At 43.3% G+C, this 20479-nt stretch carries 31 protein-coding genes; 30 read left to right on the forward strand and 1 reads right to left on the reverse strand.

Features of this window, described 5'->3' with window-relative positions:
* Nucleotides 1-83 precede the first annotated feature (83 nt).
* The 24 genes from rplP (at nt 84) to prfA (ending at nt 13615) form a co-directional block, all read left to right on the forward strand.
* Nucleotides 84-509, forward strand: coding sequence for a 50S ribosomal protein L16 (gene rplP / locus AACU25_RS08180; RefSeq protein ID WP_045870367.1), 426 nt, complete (start codon nt 84-86; stop codon nt 507-509).
* Between the two features lie 3 nt (nt 510-512).
* A complete protein-coding gene (gene rpmC, locus AACU25_RS08185) occupies nt 513-740 on the forward strand; it encodes a 50S ribosomal protein L29 (RefSeq protein ID WP_045870366.1) in 228 nt (75 codons plus the stop codon).
* A 6-nt stretch (nt 741-746) separates the two neighbouring features.
* On the forward strand, nt 747-998 hold the full coding sequence (rpsQ, locus tag AACU25_RS08190) for a 30S ribosomal protein S17 (protein ID WP_045870365.1): 252 nt from the start codon (nt 747-749) through the stop codon (nt 996-998).
* Nucleotides 999-1039: 41 nt separating this feature from the next.
* Nucleotides 1040-1408, forward strand: a complete 369-nt coding sequence (gene rplN / locus AACU25_RS08195; RefSeq protein ID WP_015129713.1) for a 50S ribosomal protein L14 — start codon at nt 1040-1042, stop codon at nt 1406-1408.
* On the forward strand, nt 1408-1758 hold the full coding sequence (gene rplX, locus AACU25_RS08200) for a 50S ribosomal protein L24 (RefSeq protein ID WP_096574712.1): 351 nt from the start codon (nt 1408-1410) through the stop codon (nt 1756-1758). The genes rplN and rplX overlap by 1 nt, the downstream gene beginning before the upstream one ends.
* 116 nt (nt 1759-1874) lie before the next feature.
* A complete protein-coding gene (rplE, locus tag AACU25_RS08205) occupies nt 1875-2423 on the forward strand; it encodes a 50S ribosomal protein L5 (protein WP_045870363.1) in 549 nt (182 codons plus the stop codon).
* A gap of 20 nt (nt 2424-2443) precedes the next feature.
* The gene (rpsH, locus tag AACU25_RS08210) at nt 2444-2845 is read left to right on the forward strand and encodes a 30S ribosomal protein S8 (RefSeq protein ID WP_096574713.1); all 402 of its coding nucleotides are present in this window, start codon (nt 2444-2446) and stop codon (nt 2843-2845) included.
* 67 nt (nt 2846-2912) lie between these two features.
* A complete protein-coding gene (rplF, locus tag AACU25_RS08215; RefSeq protein WP_096574714.1) occupies nt 2913-3461 on the forward strand; it encodes a 50S ribosomal protein L6 in 549 nt (182 codons plus the stop codon).
* 2 nt (nt 3462-3463) lie between these two features.
* Nucleotides 3464-3826, forward strand: a complete 363-nt coding sequence (gene rplR / locus AACU25_RS08220) for a 50S ribosomal protein L18 (protein ID WP_045870360.1) — start codon at nt 3464-3466, stop codon at nt 3824-3826.
* A 109-nt stretch (nt 3827-3935) separates the two neighbouring features.
* Nucleotides 3936-4463 carry a 30S ribosomal protein S5 gene (gene rpsE, locus AACU25_RS08225; protein ID WP_045870359.1) on the forward strand — a complete coding sequence of 176 codons (528 nt, stop codon included), beginning with the start codon at nt 3936-3938 and terminating at the stop codon, nt 4461-4463.
* Between the two features lie 49 nt (nt 4464-4512).
* Entirely contained in the window at nt 4513-4959 is a 447-nt protein-coding gene (gene rplO / locus AACU25_RS08230) for a 50S ribosomal protein L15 (protein ID WP_096574715.1), read from the forward strand.
* A 71-nt stretch (nt 4960-5030) separates the two neighbouring features.
* The gene (secY, locus tag AACU25_RS08235) at nt 5031-6344 is read left to right on the forward strand and encodes a preprotein translocase subunit SecY (protein ID WP_096574716.1); all 1314 of its coding nucleotides are present in this window, start codon (nt 5031-5033) and stop codon (nt 6342-6344) included.
* Nucleotides 6344-6898, forward strand: a complete 555-nt coding sequence (locus AACU25_RS08240) for an adenylate kinase (RefSeq protein WP_045870356.1) — start codon at nt 6344-6346, stop codon at nt 6896-6898. Before secY ends, AACU25_RS08240 begins: the two co-directional genes overlap by 1 nt.
* Before the next feature lie 227 nt (nt 6899-7125).
* Nucleotides 7126-7350, forward strand: coding sequence for a translation initiation factor IF-1 (gene infA / locus AACU25_RS08245; RefSeq protein WP_006276978.1), 225 nt, complete (start codon nt 7126-7128; stop codon nt 7348-7350).
* Nucleotides 7351-7466: 116 nt separating this feature from the next.
* A complete protein-coding gene (gene rpmJ, locus AACU25_RS08250; protein WP_015129703.1) occupies nt 7467-7580 on the forward strand; it encodes a 50S ribosomal protein L36 in 114 nt (37 codons plus the stop codon).
* A 111-nt stretch (nt 7581-7691) separates the two neighbouring features.
* The gene (gene rpsM / locus AACU25_RS08255; RefSeq protein WP_045870355.1) at nt 7692-8072 is read left to right on the forward strand and encodes a 30S ribosomal protein S13; all 381 of its coding nucleotides are present in this window, start codon (nt 7692-7694) and stop codon (nt 8070-8072) included.
* A 54-nt stretch (nt 8073-8126) separates the two neighbouring features.
* Complete coding sequence (rpsK, locus tag AACU25_RS08260; RefSeq protein WP_010998331.1) at nt 8127-8522, forward strand: 30S ribosomal protein S11; 396 nt, start codon at nt 8127-8129, stop codon at nt 8520-8522.
* Nucleotides 8523-8845: 323 nt separating this feature from the next.
* Nucleotides 8846-9793 (forward strand): DNA-directed RNA polymerase subunit alpha, encoded by a 948-nt coding sequence (locus AACU25_RS08265; RefSeq protein ID WP_045870354.1) that lies wholly within the window; start codon nt 8846-8848, stop codon nt 9791-9793.
* Nucleotides 9794-9826: 33 nt separating this feature from the next.
* Nucleotides 9827-10177 carry a 50S ribosomal protein L17 gene (rplQ, locus tag AACU25_RS08270; RefSeq protein WP_096574717.1) on the forward strand — a complete coding sequence of 117 codons (351 nt, stop codon included), beginning with the start codon at nt 9827-9829 and terminating at the stop codon, nt 10175-10177.
* Nucleotides 10178-10244: 67 nt separating this feature from the next.
* The gene (truA, locus tag AACU25_RS08275) at nt 10245-11093 is read left to right on the forward strand and encodes a tRNA pseudouridine(38-40) synthase TruA (RefSeq protein ID WP_096574718.1); all 849 of its coding nucleotides are present in this window, start codon (nt 10245-10247) and stop codon (nt 11091-11093) included.
* A gap of 80 nt (nt 11094-11173) precedes the next feature.
* Entirely contained in the window at nt 11174-11629 is a 456-nt protein-coding gene (rplM, locus tag AACU25_RS08280; protein ID WP_096583584.1) for a 50S ribosomal protein L13, read from the forward strand.
* A gap of 2 nt (nt 11630-11631) precedes the next feature.
* Nucleotides 11632-12048, forward strand: a complete 417-nt coding sequence (gene rpsI, locus AACU25_RS08285) for a 30S ribosomal protein S9 (protein ID WP_190445850.1) — start codon at nt 11632-11634, stop codon at nt 12046-12048.
* Between the two features lie 126 nt (nt 12049-12174).
* The gene (rpmE, locus tag AACU25_RS08290) at nt 12175-12414 is read left to right on the forward strand and encodes a 50S ribosomal protein L31 (protein WP_045870350.1); all 240 of its coding nucleotides are present in this window, start codon (nt 12175-12177) and stop codon (nt 12412-12414) included.
* 100 nt (nt 12415-12514) lie between these two features.
* Nucleotides 12515-13615 carry a peptide chain release factor 1 gene (gene prfA, locus AACU25_RS08295; RefSeq protein ID WP_096574719.1) on the forward strand — a complete coding sequence of 367 codons (1101 nt, stop codon included), beginning with the start codon at nt 12515-12517 and terminating at the stop codon, nt 13613-13615.
* Between the two features lie 20 nt (nt 13616-13635).
* Here the strand turns inward: prfA and AACU25_RS08300 are convergent, their stop codons facing one another.
* Nucleotides 13636-14070, reverse strand: coding sequence for a hypothetical protein (locus tag AACU25_RS08300; protein ID WP_096574720.1), 435 nt, complete (start codon nt 14068-14070; stop codon nt 13636-13638).
* A 219-nt stretch (nt 14071-14289) separates the two neighbouring features.
* Here AACU25_RS08300 and AACU25_RS08305 point away from each other — a divergent pair, with 219 nt between their 5' ends.
* The 6 genes from AACU25_RS08305 (at nt 14290) to secG (ending at nt 20466) form a co-directional block, all read left to right on the forward strand.
* Nucleotides 14290-14652, forward strand: coding sequence for a helix-turn-helix domain-containing protein (locus AACU25_RS08305; RefSeq protein WP_096574721.1), 363 nt, complete (start codon nt 14290-14292; stop codon nt 14650-14652).
* Between the two features lie 270 nt (nt 14653-14922).
* Entirely contained in the window at nt 14923-15408 is a 486-nt protein-coding gene (locus tag AACU25_RS08310) for a hypothetical protein (RefSeq protein ID WP_096574722.1), read from the forward strand.
* Nucleotides 15409-15448: 40 nt separating this feature from the next.
* Nucleotides 15449-16264, forward strand: a complete 816-nt coding sequence (locus AACU25_RS08315) for an Rpn family recombination-promoting nuclease/putative transposase (protein ID WP_096574723.1) — start codon at nt 15449-15451, stop codon at nt 16262-16264.
* Between the two features lie 215 nt (nt 16265-16479).
* A complete protein-coding gene (gene abc-f, locus AACU25_RS08320) occupies nt 16480-18174 on the forward strand; it encodes a ribosomal protection-like ABC-F family protein (protein ID WP_096574724.1) in 1695 nt (564 codons plus the stop codon).
* 385 nt (nt 18175-18559) lie between these two features.
* The gene (gene gpmI / locus AACU25_RS08325) at nt 18560-20158 is read left to right on the forward strand and encodes a 2,3-bisphosphoglycerate-independent phosphoglycerate mutase (protein WP_096583586.1); all 1599 of its coding nucleotides are present in this window, start codon (nt 18560-18562) and stop codon (nt 20156-20158) included.
* Between the two features lie 74 nt (nt 20159-20232).
* Nucleotides 20233-20466, forward strand: a complete 234-nt coding sequence (gene secG / locus AACU25_RS08330) for a preprotein translocase subunit SecG (RefSeq protein WP_086762869.1) — start codon at nt 20233-20235, stop codon at nt 20464-20466.
* Nucleotides 20467-20479: the final 13 nt, after the last annotated feature.

Raw genomic sequence — 20479 nt, forward strand, 5'->3', positions numbered from 1 at the left:
TTATTAGTCATGAGTCATTAGTCATAAGTAAATGGCAGATGACAAATGACAAATGACAAATGACACATGACAAGTGACAAACCATGTTAAGTCCAAGAAGAACTAAATTCCGCAAACAACAGCGCGGACGGATGGAGGGTCTAGCCCACCGTGGTAGCACCCTGAACTTTGGCGATTTCGCACTCCAAGCACAAGAACCCGCTTGGATTACCTCCAGACAAATCGAGGCTTCTCGTCGAGCCATGACCCGCTACATTCGTCGGGGTGGACAAATCTGGATTCGGATTTTCCCTGATAAACCCGTAACCATGCGTCCAGCTGAAACCCGGATGGGTTCCGGTAAAGGTAACCCAGAGTTTTGGGTAGCTGTAGTTAAACCAGGGCGGATTTTGTTTGAAATCGCTGGTGTTTCCGAAGAAGTTGCCCGCGAAGCCATGCGCTTGGCTGCATACAAGCTGCCAATCAAAACTAAATTTATTGTGCGCCCTCAAGTACAGGAGCAGGAGTAGGTTATGCCTCTTCCCAAGATTTCAGAAGCTAGAGAATTAACAGACGAAAAACTGGCTGAGGAAATTGTTGCTGTTAAAAGACAACTATTTCAGTTGCGGTTGCAAAAAGCGACCAGACAATTAGACAAGCCCCATCAGTTTAAACATGCCCGACATCGCCTAGCACAATTGCTAACGGTAGAAGGAGAACGCAAACGGGCAGCAAGTCAACAGTCTCAAGAACAAAAGTAGGAGATTATGGCAGTCAAAGAACGAGTTGGCTTGGTAGTGAGCGATAAAATGCAAAAAACGGTAGTAGTAGCCGTAGAAAACCGCGCTCCTCACCCCAAGTACGGCAAAATTGTAGTTCAAACCCGGCGCTATAAAGCTCATGATGAGGACAATCAGTGCAAAGTGGGCGATCGCGTTCGCATTCAGGAAACTAGACCCCTGAGCAAAACCAAGCGCTGGCAAGTCACAGAAATTCTCAACGCTAAAGCTACAACTTAATAGTTGTTATCGAATTAACAACTGAACAAGGGAGACAAATTGTGATTCAACCCCAGACTTACCTGAATGTCGCAGATAATAGTGGTGCCCGGAAGCTAATGTGCATCCGCGTATTAGGCGCAGGCAACCGTCGTTATGGTGGCGTGGGTGATAAAATTATTGCCGTTGTCAAAGATGCTCAACCCAACATGGCTGTGAAAAAGTCAGATGTGGTAGAGGCAGTAATTGTCCGCACGCGTAAAAGTATTAATCGAGACAGCGGTATGAGCATTCGATTTGACGATAATGCCGCAGTGATCATCAACAAAGATGGTAATCCCAGAGGCACAAGGGTATTTGGCCCAGTCGCACGGGAACTGCGTGATAAGAACTTCACCAAAATAGTTTCTTTGGCTCCGGAGGTGCTGTAATGGCAAAACAGCCACAACCCAAGGTGTTTCATAAAATGCACGTCAAAACTGGCGATACTGTACAAGTCATCGCTGGTAAAGACAAAGGCAAAGTTGGTGAAGTGATCAAAGCACTGCCACAACTTAGTAAAGTTATTGTCAAAGGCGTAAATATTAAAACTAAGCACGTGAAGCCCCAACAAGAAGGGGAATCAGGAAGAATTGTTACCCAAGAATTCCCGATTCATAGCTCCAATGTGATGCTTTACTCCACTAAGCAAAACGTCGCCAGCCGCGTATGCTACACCTTCACCCCTGAAGGTAAAAAAGTACGGAAGCTCAAGAAAACCGGCGAGATCCTGGATAAATAGTCATCTCCCAAGGGACGATTTTAGATGAGATTTTAAATTCAATCTAAAATCCCAAATCTAAAATCTAAAATTCGCGCTTCCCTGACCAAGACCAGGGATAAACAGGACAAAAAACTATGGCGACCACAAGACTCAAAACCTTATATAACGAGACAATCGTCCCTAAACTGACCAATCAGTTTCAATATACCAACGTTCATCAAGTACCGAAGTTGGTCAAGATTACTGTGAACCGAGGTTTGGGAGAAGCAGCATCCAACGCTAAAGCACTGGACGCGTCTCTAAACGAAATTGCCCTGATCACTGGTCAAAAACCAGTAGTAACACGGGCGAAAAAGGCGATAGCTGGCTTCAAAATTCGTCAAGGTATGCCTGTTGGGATCATGGTGACCTTAAGAGGCGAAAGGATGTATGCCTTTCTCGACAGACTTGTTAGCTTATCCCTACCCAGAATTAGAGATTTTCGCGGCGTTAGCCCCAAGAGCTTTGACGGACGCGGTAACTACACTCTAGGCGTGCGAGAGCAGCTGATTTTTCCAGAAGTCGAGTACGACAGCATCGATCAAATCCGTGGTTTAGATATTTCCATCATTACCACAGCGAAAAACGACGAAGAAGGTCGTGCCCTACTGAAAGAACTGGGTATGCCTTTTCGCGATCAATAAGTTCATCTAAAGAGGGAACGATGGCGGCTAACGACACAATTGCAGATATGCTGACGCGCATCCGCAATGCCAACTTGGCGAGGCATCAAACTACACTAGTGCCCGCAACAAAAATCACCCGTAGTATTGCTAAAGTGCTACGTGAAGAAGGGTTTATTGCTGAATTTGAAGAATCTGGTGAAGGTGTAAAACGCAATTTGGTGATTGCCTTAAAATACAAAGGGAAAAATCGTCAGCCACTGATTACTGCCCTCAAGCGGGTTAGTAAGCCAGGTTTGCGAGTTTACTCCAATAGAAAAGATTTACCCAGAGTACTGGGCGGTATCGGCATTGCCATTATTTCAACATCCAGTGGGATTATGACAGACCGCGAAGCGCGTCGTCAGAACTTGGGTGGAGAAGTACTGTGCTATGTCTGGTAGTCATTAGTCATTTGTCATTAACGTAACGGCAAAAGACAAAAGACAGATAACAAAGGACAAAATAGTCATGTCTCGTATTGGTAAACGTCCAATTACTATTCCTGCCAAAGTGCAAGTGGCAATTGATGGCACAAAAGTTGTCGTCAAAGGGCCCAAAGGAGAACTTTCTCGGGATTTACCTGCCCAAGTGTCAGTCTCCCAAGAAGGCGAAACATTATTAGTAACCCGTAGGGATGAAACTCGTACCTCTAGGCAAATGCACGGTTTGAGCCGTACTTTAGTAGCCAACATGGTCGAAGGTGTATCCCAAGGTTTTCAGCGCCGCTTAGAAATCCAAGGTGTTGGTTACCGGGCACAAGTCCAGGGTCGTAACCTCGTTTTAAACATGGGTTATAGCCATCAGGTACAAATTGAGCCTCCCGATGGTATTCAGTTTGCTGTCGAAGGTACAACTAACGTCATAGTTAGTGGCTATGACAAGGAAATAGTAGGTAACACAGCAGCAAAAATTCGTGCCGTTCGTCCACCAGAACCATATAAAGGCAAGGGTATTCGCTATGCCGGTGAAGTGGTCAGACGTAAAGCTGGTAAGACTGGTAAGAGTGGTAAGAAGTAAACATGAAACTTACTCGTAGAGAATCAAAAACACGTCGCCATAGACGTATCCGTGGTAAAGTTCAAGGCTCTCCAGAACGCCCACGTTTAGCGATATTTCGCTCTAATGAGCATATTTATGCTCAAGTGATTGATGATACTCAGCATCATACTTTGGTTTCGGCTTCAACTGTAGAACCAGAGTTGAAATCAAGTTTAGCGTCAGGCGCTAACCGCGATGCATCAGCGCAAGTGGGTAAACTAATCGCAGCGCGATCGCTAGAAAAAGGCATCACCAAAGTAGTATTTGATCGCGGTGGTAACCTATACCACGGTCGCATTCAAGCACTAGCTGATGCAGCACGTGAAGCTGGTTTAGATTTCTAAAGTCATTTGTCATCAAGTCATTAGTCGTTAGTCATTGGACAAAAGACAAATGACAAAGGACAAATGACAAAAGACAAAGGACAACTGAGCTAATAGAGAGCATTTAATTATGGCAACTGGTCGTCGTAAAGCGAACCGCGCAAAAAAAGAAGAAACTAACTGGCAAGAGCGGGTCATTCAAATCAGACGGGTGAGCAAGGTCGTTAAAGGTGGTAAAAAACTTAGTTTCCGTGCGATCGTCGTCGTTGGTAATGAACGCGGTCAAGTTGGTGTAGGGGTAGGCAAAGCCTCAGATGTAATTGGTGCCGTAAAAAAAGGCGTAGCCGACGGCAAAAAACATCTTATTGATATCCCCATTACCAAATCTAACTCCATCCCTCATCCCATTGATGGTGTGGGTGGCGGAGCTAAAGTCATTATGCGCCCAGCAGCACCCGGTACTGGGGTAATTGCTGGCGGTGCTGTGCGGACGGTACTGGAATTGGCAGGAGTTCGTAACGTTTTGGCCAAGCAACTCGGTTCCAACAATCCGCTCAACAATGCGAGAGCCGCAGTCAACGCCTTATCAACACTGCGTACTTTATCTGAAGTCGCTGAAGACCGGGGTGTTCCTATTGAAAATCTCTACATTATTTAGTAGAGCCAATTTTGCCTCCTCCTTTGTGTAAAAAAATACTATTTACATCATGAGACTCAACGATGTTAAGCCTCAAAAAGGCTCAAAAAAACGCCGTAAGCGCGTAGGTAGAGGTATTTCAGCCGGACAAGGTGCAAGTGCCGGTTTAGGGATGCGGGGTCAAAAATCCCGTTCTGGTAGTGGTACCAGACCAGGGTTTGAAGGTGGTCAGCAGCCATTGTACCGCCGCTTACCTAAGTTGAAGGGTTTCCCGATAGTTAATCGGAAAATTTACACTACGATTAATGTAGAGAAGCTAGCTTCTCTCCCTGCTAATACAGAAGTAACTTTGGAATCCTTAAAAGCAGCAGGTATTCTGACTGCTGTTAAAGGCCCATTGAAAATTTTGGGTAACGGGGAATTGAACGTTCCGCTCACAGTTAAAGCGGCAGCTTTTACGGGCCAAGCTCGTAGCAAAATTGAGGCGGCTGGAGGAAGTTGTCAAGTTCCAGAGTGAGCCAGAATAGCGTACTTACAATGCTAGCCAACTCGCTTCCAGCGCCTGGTTCACGATAAAGGTAGCACTCTATGATCAGTCGAGACAAAGCCCCAACGGCTCAAGAAACTTTTATGCAGATGGCTCAAGCAGCTGGACTGAGAGGTAGGCTGCTTGTCACTGTCGGTATTTTAATTTTGGTTCGCCTGGGCATCTTTCTGCCTGTACCTGGTATTGATAGAACTAGGTTTCATGACGCTATATCGGGCAATAATTCCATCTTCGGCTTATTGGATATCTTTTCCGGGCGAGGACTTTCGACTTTGGGAGTTTTTGCTTTAGGTATTTTGCCCTTTATTAATGCGTCCATTATTATCCAATTACTCACAGCAGCTATCCCATCTTTAGAAAAGTTACAGAAAGACGAAGGTGAAGCTGGTCGGCGGAAAATTTCGCAGATTACACGTTATGTGTCTTTGGGTTGGGCAATTATTCAAAGTACAACTTTTTCTGCTCTGTTCCTGCAGCAGTTCGCTTTACAGCCAGGCCCCTTATTTGTAGCCGAAACTGCGATCGCCCTTACAGCAGGTTCAATGTTCGTAATGTGGGCATCAGAACTGATTACCGAGCGCGGTATTGGAAATGGAGCATCATTGTTGATTTTTGTCAACATTGTGGCATCTCTACCGAAATCATTGGGCGATACTATCGACCTGGTGCAAGTTGGCGGTCGAGAAATAGTTGGTCGGGTGATTGTACTAGTAGTGGTCTTCCTCGCAACAATTGTTGGTATTGTATTTGTGCAGGAAGGAATTCGCCGCATCCCCATTATTTCGGCACGTCGCCAAGTAGGACGGCGAGTTTTGGCAGAGCAGCGTAGTTATCTACCTCTAAGACTCAATTCTGGCGGTGTAATGCCAATTATCTTTGCCGCAGCGATTTTGAGTTTGCCACTACTAATTGCTAATTTCACCAAAAATCCGGACTTGGCAAATATCGTTAATACTTATCTCAGTCCTGGTGGCTCTCAAGCTTGGGCTTATGCCTTGGTCTACTTAATTTCTATTGTTTTCTTCAGCTATTTCTATTCTTCGTTGATTGTCAACCCCGTAGATGTAGCACAGAACTTGAAGAAGATGGGTTCGAGTATTCCTGGAATTCGTCCTGGTAAAGCAACTAGTGAGTACATTGAGCGGGTGATTAATCGACTGACTTTTTTGGGTGCAATCTTTTTGGGCTTTGTTGCAATTATCCCCACAGCTGTAGAAAGTGCTTTAGGAGTACCAACTTTTAAAGGCTTAGGTGCTACATCTTTGCTGATTCTAGTTGGTGTTGCGATTGATACAGCAAAACAAGTCCAGACCTATGTCATATCTCAGCGCTATGAAGGAATGGTGAAACAATAGTGACGCAGTTAATCTTCTTGGGACCACCTGGAGCTGGTAAAGGAACTCAATCGCAAAAATTGGCGCAAAGCTTGCAAATACCGCATATTTCTACTGGTGATATTTTACGGCAAGCGATGAAAGACCAAACTCCGTTGGGTGTAAAGGCTCAAAGCTATGTAGATAGCGGTGAGTTAGTTCCCGATGAACTAGTACAGGACTTGGTACAGGAACGCTTAGGTCAAGCGGATGCTCAATCTGGTTGGATTCTCGATGGCTTCCCTCGTAAAGTATCACAAGCTGAATTTTTAGCAAAATTGCTGGAAACAATCCATCAAGCTGGCGAAAGGGTAGTAAACCTAGATGTTCCAGATGATGTTGTGGTAGCAAGGTTACTAGCACGGGGAAGAAAAGATGACAGCGAAGAAGTTATTCGTCGTCGTCTAGAAATTTACCGTTCGGAAACCGCACCCTTGATTAATTATTACCGCGATCGCCAAAAGCTCCTGACAGTCAATGGTAATCAGTCCCCGGAAGAAGTCACTGACGCACTCCACAAAGTAATAGCGTTTTAACAAAAGCACCATAAAAGGGGTAAGAGAGCAATAGATCATTTCTCAATTTACCCCTCACCCCAATTTCAGATACATATAAACTGCACTACTAGTAGTTAATGTAGGGCAGAGGGTAATTTTAGCTAAGATATATTAAGAAACTGTTGATATATTACGTAAAATATGTTCTCTTGCAGGTGAAGCTACCGCAACAGAACAGGAGATTGTTGAGTTGAGGAAAAAACAAATTGTCTAAGCAAGATTTGATTGAAATGGAAGGCACGGTCACCGAGTCATTACCTAATGCGATGTTTCGTGTTGACTTGGATAATGGCTTTAATGTCTTGGCACACATTTCGGGCAAAATCCGCCGCAATTACATCAAGATTTTACCTGGCGATCGCGTCAAAGTGGAGTTAACCCCATACGACTTGACAAAGGGCAGAATCACTTATCGACTACGCAAGAAGTAAGGCTATGTAGAGAATATTACCATACAAACAACTTTTTTGGATATTCCTTAGTCATTTAACTGACTAATTTTCTGAGAAATGCTATAATTCACTATTTGGAGTTAATTACAAAAGGCATGAAAGTCAGAGCCTCAGTCAAGAAGATTTGTGAAAAGTGCAACGTGATCAAACGCCGTGGTCGCGTCATGGTGATTTGTGTTAACCCCAAACATAAGCAACGTCAAGGATAGCGCTCTGAATCTAATCCAGAGACAAGTGTGACACACACCAAAAACAACCCAAAATGCGAGTAATCGCGTTTTTATAACAGCAATTGCGAGAACAAGAGGGAGAAATTCATTGTGGCACGTATTGCCGGAGTAGACCTGCCACGCGATAAGCGTGTGGAAATTGGTCTCACCTATATCTACGGAATTGGTTTATCTAGATCGCAAGAAATTTTAGCGACAACAGGTGTAAACCCAGATACCCGTGTAAAAGACCTTAGTGATGCTGATGTTGCTGCCCTCCGAGGCGAAATAGAAAGCAACTATCAAGTTGAAGGTGATTTGCGCCGCTGGGAAGCAATGAACATCAAGCGCCTGATCGACATTGGTACTTACAGAGGCCGTCGTCATCGCATGGGCTTACCTGTTAGAGGACAAAGGACCCGCACAAATGCCAGAACCCGCCGTGGTAGAAGGCAAACTGTAGCCGGGAAGAAGAAGGCACCAGGCAAATAAAATTTCACTGCTTGCTCATCAAAGCAAAGTTTACTTTAATTTCACTACACAACTATGGCGCGACAACCAACCAAAAAATCTGGGAGCAAAAAGCAGAAGCGTAACGTACCCAACGGTATGGCTTACATCCAGTCTACTTTCAACAATAGCATTGTCACTATTACCGACCAAAACGGAGATGTGATTTCTTGGGCAAGTGCTGGTTCTAGCGGTTTTAAAGGGGCAAAAAAGGGAACTCCGTTTGCTGCACAAACTGCTGCTGAAAGTGCAGCTCGAAGAGCTATCGATCAAGGAATGCGCCAAATCGAAGTTATGGTCAGTGGACCAGGCGCAGGTAGAGAAACTGCCATTCGAGCGCTGCAAGGAGCTGGATTGGAAATTACCCTCATTCGGGATATTACTCCAATTCCTCACAATGGTTGCCGTCCACCTAAGCGCCGCCGAGTTTAGGCCCTACTTAGTAGGAGGTAACCGCAAGAAGTTCGAGGATGGGAAAGTCACCTGTAATGCCTGCTAGAAGTTCGAGCTTGCAGACTGCTGTGGACAGACTCAGCTTTTGAACTTCAGGCGGCTGGGGCGACTAGAAGTAAAGTTAGCACTTCGGAAAACCCAAAATTAATTATTAACACCCATGAGCTAAAAAAGGAAATTAAATACCAGTATTATTAGCTGGATAATTGATACACCTACAATTAAGCTTCAGGGAAAAAACTAAATTCAGGAGGCAAGCGATTTGCCTACTAGTAGCACCTTAAAAAAAGGGAGGCAACTCCGTGGCGCAGTTTCAAATTGAATGTGTAGATTCTAATACTGAGGAAAGTCGAAACCATTACAGTAAATTTGTCCTCGAACCTCTAGAACGCGGTCAAGGTACCACAGTTGGTAACGCCTTACGTCGCGTTTTACTGTCAAATCTAGAGGGAACGGCAGTTACAGCAGTGCGGATAGCAGGCGTTTCACACGAGTTTGCCACAGTTCCTGGTGTGCGGGAAGATGTGTTAGAAATCTTGATGAGAATGAAAGAAGTCATTCTCAAAAGCTATTCATCTCAACCTCAAATTGGGCGGTTACTCGTAAACGGCCCTACAACAGTTACGGCAGCACATTTTGATTTGCCGAGTGAAGTAGAAATCATCGATCCGACTCAGTATGTAGCGACCTTAGCAGAAGGTGGCAAGCTGGAAATGGAATTTCGGATCGAGAAAGGTAAAGGTTATCGCACTGTAGAGCGAGGACGCGAAGAAGCTACATCTTTGGACTTCTTGCAAATCGACTCGGTGTTTATGCCAGTCCGAAAAGTCAATTATAGTGTTGAAGAAGCCCGGGGGGATGGCTCGATCACTAAGGATCGGTTGCTGTTAGAAGTCTGGACAAATGGTAGTATTTCTCCACAAGAAGCACTATCATCTGCGGCCGGAATTCTGGTAGATCTATTTAATCCTCTCAAAGATATCTCACTCGAACCTACCGATACAGGTTCAGATATCCCAGACGACCCAACTGCTCAAATTCCGATCGAAGAATTGCAACTCTCTGTACGGGCATATAACTGTCTCAAGCGAGCACAAGTTAACTCTGTAGCCGACTTGTTGGATTATACCCAAGAAGACTTGTTAGAAATTAAAAACTTCGGTCAGAAGTCAGCGGAAGAGGTAGTTGAAGCTTTACAGCGGCGCTTAGGCATTACCTTGCCCCAAGAAAGAAGCTCTAAACACAGCTAAATCAAAACCGTTAGTAATTGATAGTGCATTATTATGCGTCACCGTTGTCGGGTCAAAAAACTTAGTAAACCAGCAGACCAGCGTCGCGCTTTGTTGCGCGCGCTTACTACTGAACTGGTTCGTCATGGAAGAATTACCACAACTTTAGTTAGAGCTAAAGTTGTGAGAGCTGAAGTAGATAAAATGATTACCTTAGCTAAAGACGGTTCCTTGGCATCCCGCCGAGCAGCTCTAGGTTATATCTACGACAAACAACTAGTTCATGCTCTATTTGAGCAAGCTCCCACTCGCTATGCTAACCGTAACGGGGGTTATACTCGCATCCTGCATACAGTCCCTCGTCGAGGCGACCATGCTGAGATGGCCATTCTTGAACTAGTTTGAGAAGGATGAAGGATGAAGAATCAGAAAAGTAAAATTCAGACTTCAGACTTCAGCCTTAAGTAATTCTATGTTAGAAAGCCACCAGCCAACAGGAACTCACAGAGTCGCCCTGGTAATCCAATACCTGGGCACTCATTTTCATGGCTGGCAACGGCAAAAGCAACAGCGTACAGTCCAAGAAGAAATAGAAACTGCGATCGCGAAAATTCTTGGGTATCATGTGACACTACATGGCGCAGGCAGAACTGATGCTGGAGTTCACGCCGCCGCCCAAGTAGCACATTTTGAAGCCACAGGTTTAATTCCCCCTCACAAATGGGCAGCCATCCTTAATAGCTATTTGCCCAATGATATTTTAATCAGGGCTTCAGCAGGTGTAGGTAACCGTTGGCACGCTCGTTTTAATGCAGCCTATCGACGGTATCGCTACACAATATACACTGAAGATCAACCCAACTTGTTTGTTAGACCCTTCAGTTGGCATTATTATTATGCGCCCCTAGATGAATCATTAATTAAGGCTGCCCTCAAACCCCTGCTGGGAAAGCATCATCTTGCTGCTTTTCATCGTGCAGGCTCAAAGCGATCGCATTCTTGGGTAGAAGTACAAGCAGCTGAGTGTCATCGCAGTGGGTCATTAATCCATATTGAAATTCAGGCAGATGGATTTTTATATGGCATGGTTCGGCTGTTGGTAGGGATGTTGGTACAAGTAGGTACTGGACAGCGCACCCTCGCTAACTTTACTGAATTGTGGAAAGCTGAACGACGAGAAGAAGTAAAATATGCTGCACCGCCTCAAGGTCTATGCTTGTTGCGAGTTGGTTATCCAGATTTCCCTTTTTCTTCAGATGTTTGGTATGACAATCTGCCAAAATTAGTTTTTAGTCAAGAGTCAATGGTCAAAAGTCAATAGTCAACCAGCACTAGCCTAATGACAAAGGACAAATGACGAATGACAAATGACAAAGAAAAATGACAAAGGACAAATTACAAATGACTAAAACATACCTTCCTCCTCAAGATGCTCTTGAGCGTGAGTGGTACGTAGTAGATGCTACAGACCAACGCCTTGGCCGCCTCGCCAGTGAAATCGCTATGGTTTTACGAGGCAAAAAGAAAGCTGAATATACTCCGCACCTAGATACAGGTGATTTTGTCATTGTTATCAATGCTGAGAAGATAGCAGTTACAGGTAAAAAACGTACCCAAAAGCTCTATCGTCGCCATTCTGGCCGTCCTGGTGGAATGAAGACAGAAACCTTTGCTAAACTGCAACAGCGTCTACCAGAAAGAATTGTAGAACACGCTGTTAAAGGCATGTTACCCAAAAATAGCCTGGGTAAGCAGTTGTTTACTAAGCTGAAAGTCTATGCTGGGCCAACTCACCCCCATGCAGCGCAAAAACCTAAAGAACTGAAAGTTAATACAATTCCTGGAGCAGAAAGTTAATGATAGCAGTAGCGGAAACTACTAGTGGTCGTGCCGTATACTGGGGTACTGGCCGCCGTAAGTCAGCAGTAGCAAGAGTAAGACTGATTCCTGGTAGCGGTCAACTGACTGTAAATGGTAAAGATGGCAACTTGTATTTCCAATTCAACGCCAACTACCTGGGCGTGATCAAAGGCCCTCTAGAAACATTGGGTCTAGAAAACGAATATGACATCTTAGTAAAAGCTGAAGGTGGTGGCTTAACCGGACAAGCTGATTCTATCCGCTTGGGTGTGGCTCGCGCCTTATGTCAGCTAGACCCAGATAACCGTTCCCCTTTAAAAACAGAAGGTTACCTGACTCGTGACCCACGAGCTAAAGAGCGGAAAAAATACGGTTTACACAAAGCCCGCAAAGCACCTCAGTACTCAAAACGGTAGGGTATTGGGCATTGGGCATGGGGCATTGGGCATGAATTTTTTCGCCTTGTCCTCTTGGCCTGCTTTGCCTACGCTTTGAAATCATCTGAAAGTTATAATTGATATAGATTCACCACAAAAGGAACAATGGCTAAACCTGAAATTCATCCCAAGTGGTATCCAGATGCGAAAGTTTACTGCAACGGTCAAGTTGTAATGACTGTTGGCTCTACCAAGCCAGAACTGCACGTAGATGTTTGGTCTGGAAACCATCCTTTCTACACCGGCACCCAGAAGATTATCGATACTGAGGGTCGAGTAGAGCGCTTCCTTCGCAAGTACGGTATGAGCAGCACTCAAACCTCAGGCGACACAGACAAAAAGTAGCGGGTTGGCTCTGCTGTTAACGACGACCCTGCAATCAGCTGGGTCGATTGTCATTTAATGCTTGAGCCAACTTGTTATTTTAAGGAGCGTCGCACTCATCATGGCTGAATCATACCTGCTGGACAAACTAAAATCTGTTGAACAAACCTTTAATGAATTAACTCGTCGTCTTGGTGACCCCGATACCGCGAGAAATCCTGACGAGTTTCAACAAATTGCTAAATCTCGTTCTTCTTTGGAAGAGGTAGTTAATACCTATGAAACTTGGAAAGTCGCCCAAGAAGATTTGATTGGAGCGCGTCAGGTTTACAAAGAATCGGCGAGCGATCCGGAGTTGCAAGAAATGGCAGCCCTGGAAGTAGATGAACTAGAGCAAAAAATAGAATATTTAGAGAACCGCTTAAAAATATTGTTGCTACCCCGCGATCCCAACGATGATAAAAACATCATGTTGGAAATTCGCGCTGGGACTGGCGGCGACGAAGCGAGTATTTGGGCAGGCGATTTACTGCGGATGTACTCTCGCTACGCTGACGGCCAGAACTGGAGAGTGAAACTAGTGAGCGAGTCACTAGGTGAAATGGGCGGCTTTAAAGAAGTAATCCTGGAAATTCAGGGTGAGAGTGTTTACAGTAAGCTGAAGTTTGAAGCTGGAGTACATCGCGTACAGCGTGTACCTGCAACCGAAGCTGGGGGAAGGGTTCACACCTCTACAGCTACAGTGGCTATCATGCCAGAGGTTGATGATGTAGAAATCCACATTGACCCCAAGGATATTGAAATGACCACAGCTCGTTCTGGTGGTGCTGGTGGACAAAACGTCAACAAGGTGGAAACTGCTGTTGACTTGATGCACAAACCTACAGGAATTCGGATTTTCTGTACAGAAGAACGCAGCCAGTTGCAAAACAAAGAACGAGCAATGCAAATTTTGCGAGCGAAACTTTACGAAATGAAGTTACGCGAACAACAAGAAGCTGTAACTTCCATGCGGCGATCGCAAGTTGGTACAGGGTCGCGATCGGAAAAAATTCGCACCTATAATTATAAAGATAACCGCGTTACCGATCACCGTTTGGGACAAAACTATTCTCTTAACCCTGTATTGGAAGGTGATTTAGAGTCAGTTATACAATCTTGTATCTCTCAAGACCAGCAGGAACGTTTAGCAGAGTTAGCGACCTCTGGTGCTACTAGCTAATTGTTTTGTAATAAATTTTCTTAAACCGCTTGTTGTGATGTTAGTTTTAACACCGACAGGCGGTTTTCTAATGCAGTATAGATAGCATCCTGCATTTCTTGGAAATAATGATAGTAGGCAAATTCGTACTGCATTATATGATTTAATTTCTTCCAATCCTTGAGGATTTGGCAGTTATCTACTAACTGTTCGACTTCCTTTTGCCAACGGCTAAAAATTCGGTAACTGAAAAAGCTGCTGCAAATGTTACCCTGCTCGTCCCAATAAGAAATACAAACCTGATGCTTCAGACAATGGATTTTCTTGATTTGCTTAACCTTGTAGCCTTTGACTATTAAAGCTGCTTTAGCCTCAGCATGAGAAATATGCCACTGTTCTGGTTTAATTTTATTAGCGGTAATCAGGCTTTGACCCTTGCGGCGATACGAGTTAATTTTGCGCGGCTTGTACAACATGATGCACCTTTTTCCCATGATTTAGCTGCAAGCGGTTTGTCACGAATTTCCGCGATAAAATGAATTAGTGTCTTCAATCTAAATTGATTGACATTTAAACTTGTAATTTAACAGCTTAGATTTAACTTACCATTGGCAAGCAAACTTGTAAATGGCAAAACTAAATATTTATTGGCGAGCAAGTAAACCCATGAATCTCGTTGAAAAAATACTACAGCAGTGGATTTAGAAGCTAGAAAGAAACTTATTGAAGTCGTGAAAATGGCTCGTGGCTCTATGAGTCAACGAGCTTTTGGTAAGCTTCTGGGTGTTTCGGCTACTGCTGTGCAATTGTGGGAAAAAGGCGAATCGATTCCAGATACACAGAATTTAGCTAACATCGCAGCCAGAGCAGGCTACACAATGGAGGAGTTGCTTAACTACTTAGGTGTTAAGCCAATGTCAGAATCCTCCGATGTCAACCAGATTGTGAAGTACATCAAATCTATGCCATTGAATGAAGTAGCAATCATTGGTAGAGCTGTAATGGATAGATTGGCTGCGGCGGCGGAAGCGTCTGTAGATGAAGCAAAAGCAAGTTGAATATTTGTGAGCGATCGCTTCTTTGTCTACAAGTAAACTTGTAAAGTTATTTGTATAGACAAACAAAATATTGTTAATTTTTATTACAAATATCTAATAATAAATACAAATTTTATCAGGATATTGCTTTCTGCTTTTTGTGCATGAGATAGCACTGGTGAAGATGAAAATTAAAGCAATAAAGATGAAATTGCTTTGGCTTATTGGATGTGGAAGCCTCGTGTATTAATTGAGATAATGTTACAATCTTAAATTTTCCGAGGTGTATTTATGTCACTACCCAATGAACCTTCAGCTTGGCAAGTAGAATCAAGCGATGTTTTTATGCCAATCTACTATAAAGGCGATTTAGCTGGTTTTTTTAAACGAGAATATGCAGATGAAATTATTAAGTTTTTAAACCAGGACGAAGTTTTAAAAAAAGCACTTAAATTGGCTTGCACTGATTTAGTTAAAGCAACTGGTGGTGACAGTAAGCAAGTCAAAGATAAGATAAGAAAATATATAAAAATTAGCGAACGTCCCAAATATGGAACTAGGGCGATCGCACTTTTATTAAGTGAAAGACAAAAAGCTTTAGATTTGAGTAGTCAGGAGTTTGCTAAATTTTGCGATACCTTTAAAGTTTCTCCTTCTGAACTCAATAATATTTATGCTGGAGAAGTTATTGATGATAGCTTATTAGCACCACTTTCACGAATATTAGGTATATCAAAAGAACAGTTGCAAGAAGTACGCGATGGTGCTGAAGAATAAATTAATAGACGCATCTATAATACAAAACTTGTAGACTTTTGTGAAAACTGACATTTTATTTTATCGGCTATTTCAAGAAATACCTAGTATTTTCTTTGAAATCATTGGCAATCCTCCTGAGGAAGCAAACAATTATCTGTTTTCATCAGTTGAAATTAAACAAACTTCATTCCGAATAGATGGGTTATTTTTGCCTATAGAAATTATTGATAGACCAATTTACTTCGTTGAAGTTCAATTTCAACAAGATGACGAAATTTACTCACGACTGATTGCAGAAATAAGTTTATACCTGCGTCAGAATAAACCCAAAAATGATTGGAGTGCTGTAGTTTTATACCCAAACAGGAGTGTAGATACAGGAGATATTAAACACTATCGTGAATTCTTTGCTAGTCAAAGGATAAAACGGATTTATTTGAATGAATTGGGTGATACTGCTACTTTACCAGTTAGCATAGCAACCGTTAAATTAGTAGTTGAAGATGCAGAGATAGCGATTCACCAAGCGCAAGAGTTAATCAAGAAAACTAAGCAAGAGACGAACTCAAAATTACAGCAGCAATTATTACAATTAATAGAAACTATCTTAGTTTATAAATTTCCTAACATGAGTCGGGAGGAAATCGAAGCCATGTTTAGTTTGAGCGAGTTAAAACAGACAAGATTTTATCAGGAAGCTTTTCAGGAAGGCAAAGAAGAAGGTGAGCGCACAGGTAAGTTAAAAGCAGTACTACCAATGTTGACAGCTGGGTTGACTGTAGAGCAAATAGCTCAAGCTTTAGAATTGAGTGCCGAGGAAGTCAGCCAAATAGTACAACAGCAGGCTTCTAATTCCACCAGCAGCAAAGAATAACAGCACAATTTAAATACTAGAGTAGGGAAATGTCGAAATAGGTGGTTGTGATTAGGTATATATAACTTAATTAGCTGTGAGCGTGGCAATCTCAAACTCTTTTTTTATCATTCAGCAATTTTTCCCGACGAAATATTAATTAAATTTTGTTAAGATTGACACGGCATTACCACTTCATCCCGAAATCACCCATTCCCCTACCTGAGAAAAACTTGATGCTGCGACTAGAACATATTAGTAAAATTTATCCCACAGGTGAAGTTCTAAAAGATATCAACTGGGAAGTTAAACCTGGCGATCGCATCGGCTTAGTCGGTGTGAACGGCGCAGGTAAATCTACCCAACTGAAAATTATCTCTGGAGAAATTGAACCGACGGCTGGGGAAATTATTCGTCCTGCAAGTTTACATATAGCCTACCTCAACCAAGAGTTTGAAGTAGACCCCGGCCGCACTGTGAGAGAAGAATTTTGGACTGTTTTTAAAGAAGCAAATCAAGTGCAGCTTTCCATCGCCCAAGTGACTAGGGATATGGAAACTGCAACTCCAGAGGAACTCGATCACTTAATTAACAAATTGGATCGCTTACAGCGCCAATTTGAAGGCTTGGATGGCTACGGTTTAGAAGCACGCATCGGCAAAATCTTACCAGAGATGGGATTTGAACAAGAAGATGGCGATCGCCTCGTTAGCGCCTTCTCTGGTGGTTGGCAGATGCGGATGAGTTTGGGTAAAATTCTGTTGCAAAAACCAGATTTATTGCTACTGGACGAACCAACAAACCACTTAGACTTAGAAACTATTGAGTGGTTGGAAAATTACTTAAAAAGTCTAGTTACTCCAATGGTGATAGTCTCCCATGACCGGGAGTTTCTTGACCGCCTCTGCACTCAAATTGTAGAAACAGAACGTGGTGTTTCTACTACTTACCTGGGTAATTATTCATCCTACCTGCAACAAAAAGCTGAAAATCAATCAGCACAGTTGAGTGCTTACGAAAGACAGCAGAAAGAACTAGAGAAACAACAGGCTTTCGTTGACAGGTTTCGCGCTAGTGCAACCCGTAGTACTCAAGCCAAAAGCCGCGAAAAACAACTAGACAAAATCGAGCGAATTGAAGCACCTACAGGTGGTGTCAGAACTCTACATTTTCGCTTTCCCGATGCACCCCGTAGCGGACGAGAAGTAGTCATCATTAAAGATTTAACTCATATCTATGACGATAAAATCTTATTTTTAGGAGCCAATCTCTTCATTGAAAGAGGCGATCGCATCGCTTTCTTAGGCCCCAACGGTGCGGGTAAATCTACTCTACTGCGGGTGATTATGGGTATGGAACCACCCACCGAAGGTAGCGTTAAATTAGGCGATCACAATGTGATTCCTGGCTACTTTGAACAAAATCAGGCAGAAGCTTTGGATTTGAAAAAGACAGTCATGGAAACTATTCATGATGAAGTTCCAGACTGGAAAAATGAAGAAGTTCGTACATTATTAGGACGCTTCTTATTTACTGGAGACACGGTATTTAAACAAGTTGGTGCATTAAGTGGAGGCGAAAAAGCACGTCTAGCTTTAGCAAAAATGCTCTTACGTCCAGCAAATTTACTAATCTTAGATGAGCCGACAAACCATCTAGATATTCCAGCTAAAGAAATGTTGGAAGAAGCCCTGCAAAATTATGATGGTACAGCGATTGTTGTTTCTCACGACCGTTATTTTATCTCGCAGGTAGCCAATAAAATCGTCGAAATTCGTGATGGTGAATTCCGCGTTTATTTAGGTAATTATCATTACTACCTAGATAAAATTGCTGAAGAAAAAGAAGCCGAAAAACTAGCTGCGATCGCGGCGGAAAAAGCCGCTAAGAAAGCTGCTAAAGCCGCTAAAGCTTCGGCAAAACGCAAATAACAAGTTAGTAATAACACTGAATTTTACGTAGTGTGCATGATGCTAGTTGAAAAGTGTTCAATCTCAGCTTTCAACATCATGCACTACTGCTATACAATGATGAATTAGACAGTAAATAGTATATTCTACAGAAATAGCAAGAAATCTACAAAAGTTGCATAAAAATGCTAATTTAAAGGCTGGCTGCTAAGAATACACAACAGCTTTTTGCATAATTAGTCCCACACAATTATCACAAAAAATAAGCAAAAGTTACTAAAGTTAAAAAAACTCTAAAAAATACTGAATTTTTTGATAAAAGAAGTTAATAAGCAGAAATCCTCTTGCAGTGGTGATTAGCAGTGGTATCATTCGGGTATTACAAAAAGTAAAGGGCAATTTTACTATGACCAAAGCACCTGTTGCTCCTGTGGTGCTAGTCATTTTAGACGGATGGGGCTACTGCGAGGAGAAGCGTGGAAACGCTATAGCTAATGCGAAAACTCCAGTCATGGATAGCTTATGGACAGCTTATCCACACACCCTCATTCGCACATCAGGAAAAGCCGTAGGGTTGCCAGATGGTCAAATGGGCAACTCGGAAGTTGGTCATTTGAACATTGGCGCTGGGCGAGTAGTACCGCAAGAATTAGTACGCATCTCCGATGCAGTGGAAGACGGTTCTATTAAGCTCAATCCAGCACTTGTCAAAATTTGCCAGGAAGTGCGCGATCGCAATGGCAAGCTTCACATGGTAGGTCTGTGTTCAGAGGGTGGAGTACATTCCCATCTCACCCATTTATTCGGACTACTGGACTTAGCTAAGGATCAGCAAATTTCCCAAGTTTGTATCCATGCGATTACCGATGGTCGTGACACCACGCCGACCGAGGGTGTTAAAGCAATTGGGCAGCTGCAAGAATATATAGACCGTGTAGGTATAGGGCAGATAGTCACCCTCAGCGGTCGCTACTACGCGATGGATCGCGATCATCGCTGGGATCGGGTTAAACGTGCCTATGACGTAATGACCCAAAATGAAGTAACCGATAATCGCCAAGCCGTAGAAGTTTTAGCAGCATCCTACGCCGCCGGAGTCACAGACGAATTCATTAACCCCACACGTATTGCTCCTGGCGCAATTGCAGCCGGGGATGGAGTGATATTCTTCAACTTCCGCCCCGATCGCGCTAGACAACTCACTCAAGCTTTTGTCAGCCCACAATTTACAGGCTTTGAAAGGCAGTTAATTCAACCACTTTCTTTTGCTACTTTTACTCAGTACGATCCAGATTTAAAAGTAGCTGTTGCCTTTGAGCCACAGAATCTCACAAATATTTTGGGAGAGGTCGTCGCCAATCACGGATTAAAGCAATTCCGCACTGCTGAAACCGAAAAATACGCCCATGTTACCTACTTCTTTAATGGCGGTCTAGAAGATCCTTTCGAGGGCGAAGACCGGGAACTCGTAAGTAGTCCTATGGTAGCAACTTACGATAAAGCCCCGGCGATGTCCGCCGCCGCCGTTACAGAAGTAGCGATCGCAGCAATTGAAAAATGTATCTACTCGTTAGTTGTGATTAACTATGCTAACCCAGATATGGTAGGGCATACGGGTCAGATAGAAGCTACGATAGAAGCAATTGAAAAAGTTGATCTCTGTTTGGGTCGCCTACTTGCTAGCATTACTAATGTTGGGGGGACAACAATTATTACTGCCGACCACGGTAATGCTGAGTATATGCTTGATGATGCGGGTAATCCTTGGACAGCCCACACCACTAACCCCGTCCCCTTAATTTTGGTGGAAGGAGAAAAAGCGAAAATCCCTGGACATGGTACAAATGTCGAACTGCGAAGCGATGGCAAGCTAGCCGACATTGCACCAACCATTCTAGAGATTTTACAACTACCTCAGCCATCAGAAATGACAGGGCGATCGCTAGTTGTATCGGCTGGATATGATGTGCAACGCAGTCGTACTCCCGAACCAGTAGGTTTGTAAAAAGATAACAGTTAACTGTTACTTCAACCCTGACACTTCTGTTTTGAAATTGACTATCTATTTAGATTGCTACCATGACAGTTTCTAATATTGTTCAAGGCATTTGGGCGCTTTCCGCCGTTGGTTTAATCGTCTTAGTACTGCTGCATAGTCCTAAAGGAGATGGTATTGGAGCCATTGGTGGACAAGCTCAACTCTTTAGCAGCACTAAAAGCGCAGAAAACACCTTAAACCGAATTACTTGGGCATTAACAGTAATTTTTCTAGGTTTAACAGTAGTTTTAAGTGCTGGTTGGCTACCTAAGTAACCATAGGGAATAG

Source organism: Tolypothrix tenuis PCC 7101, assembly GCF_963874875.1.
GTDB lineage: Bacteria > Cyanobacteriota > Cyanobacteriia > Cyanobacteriales > Nostocaceae > Aulosira > Aulosira tenue.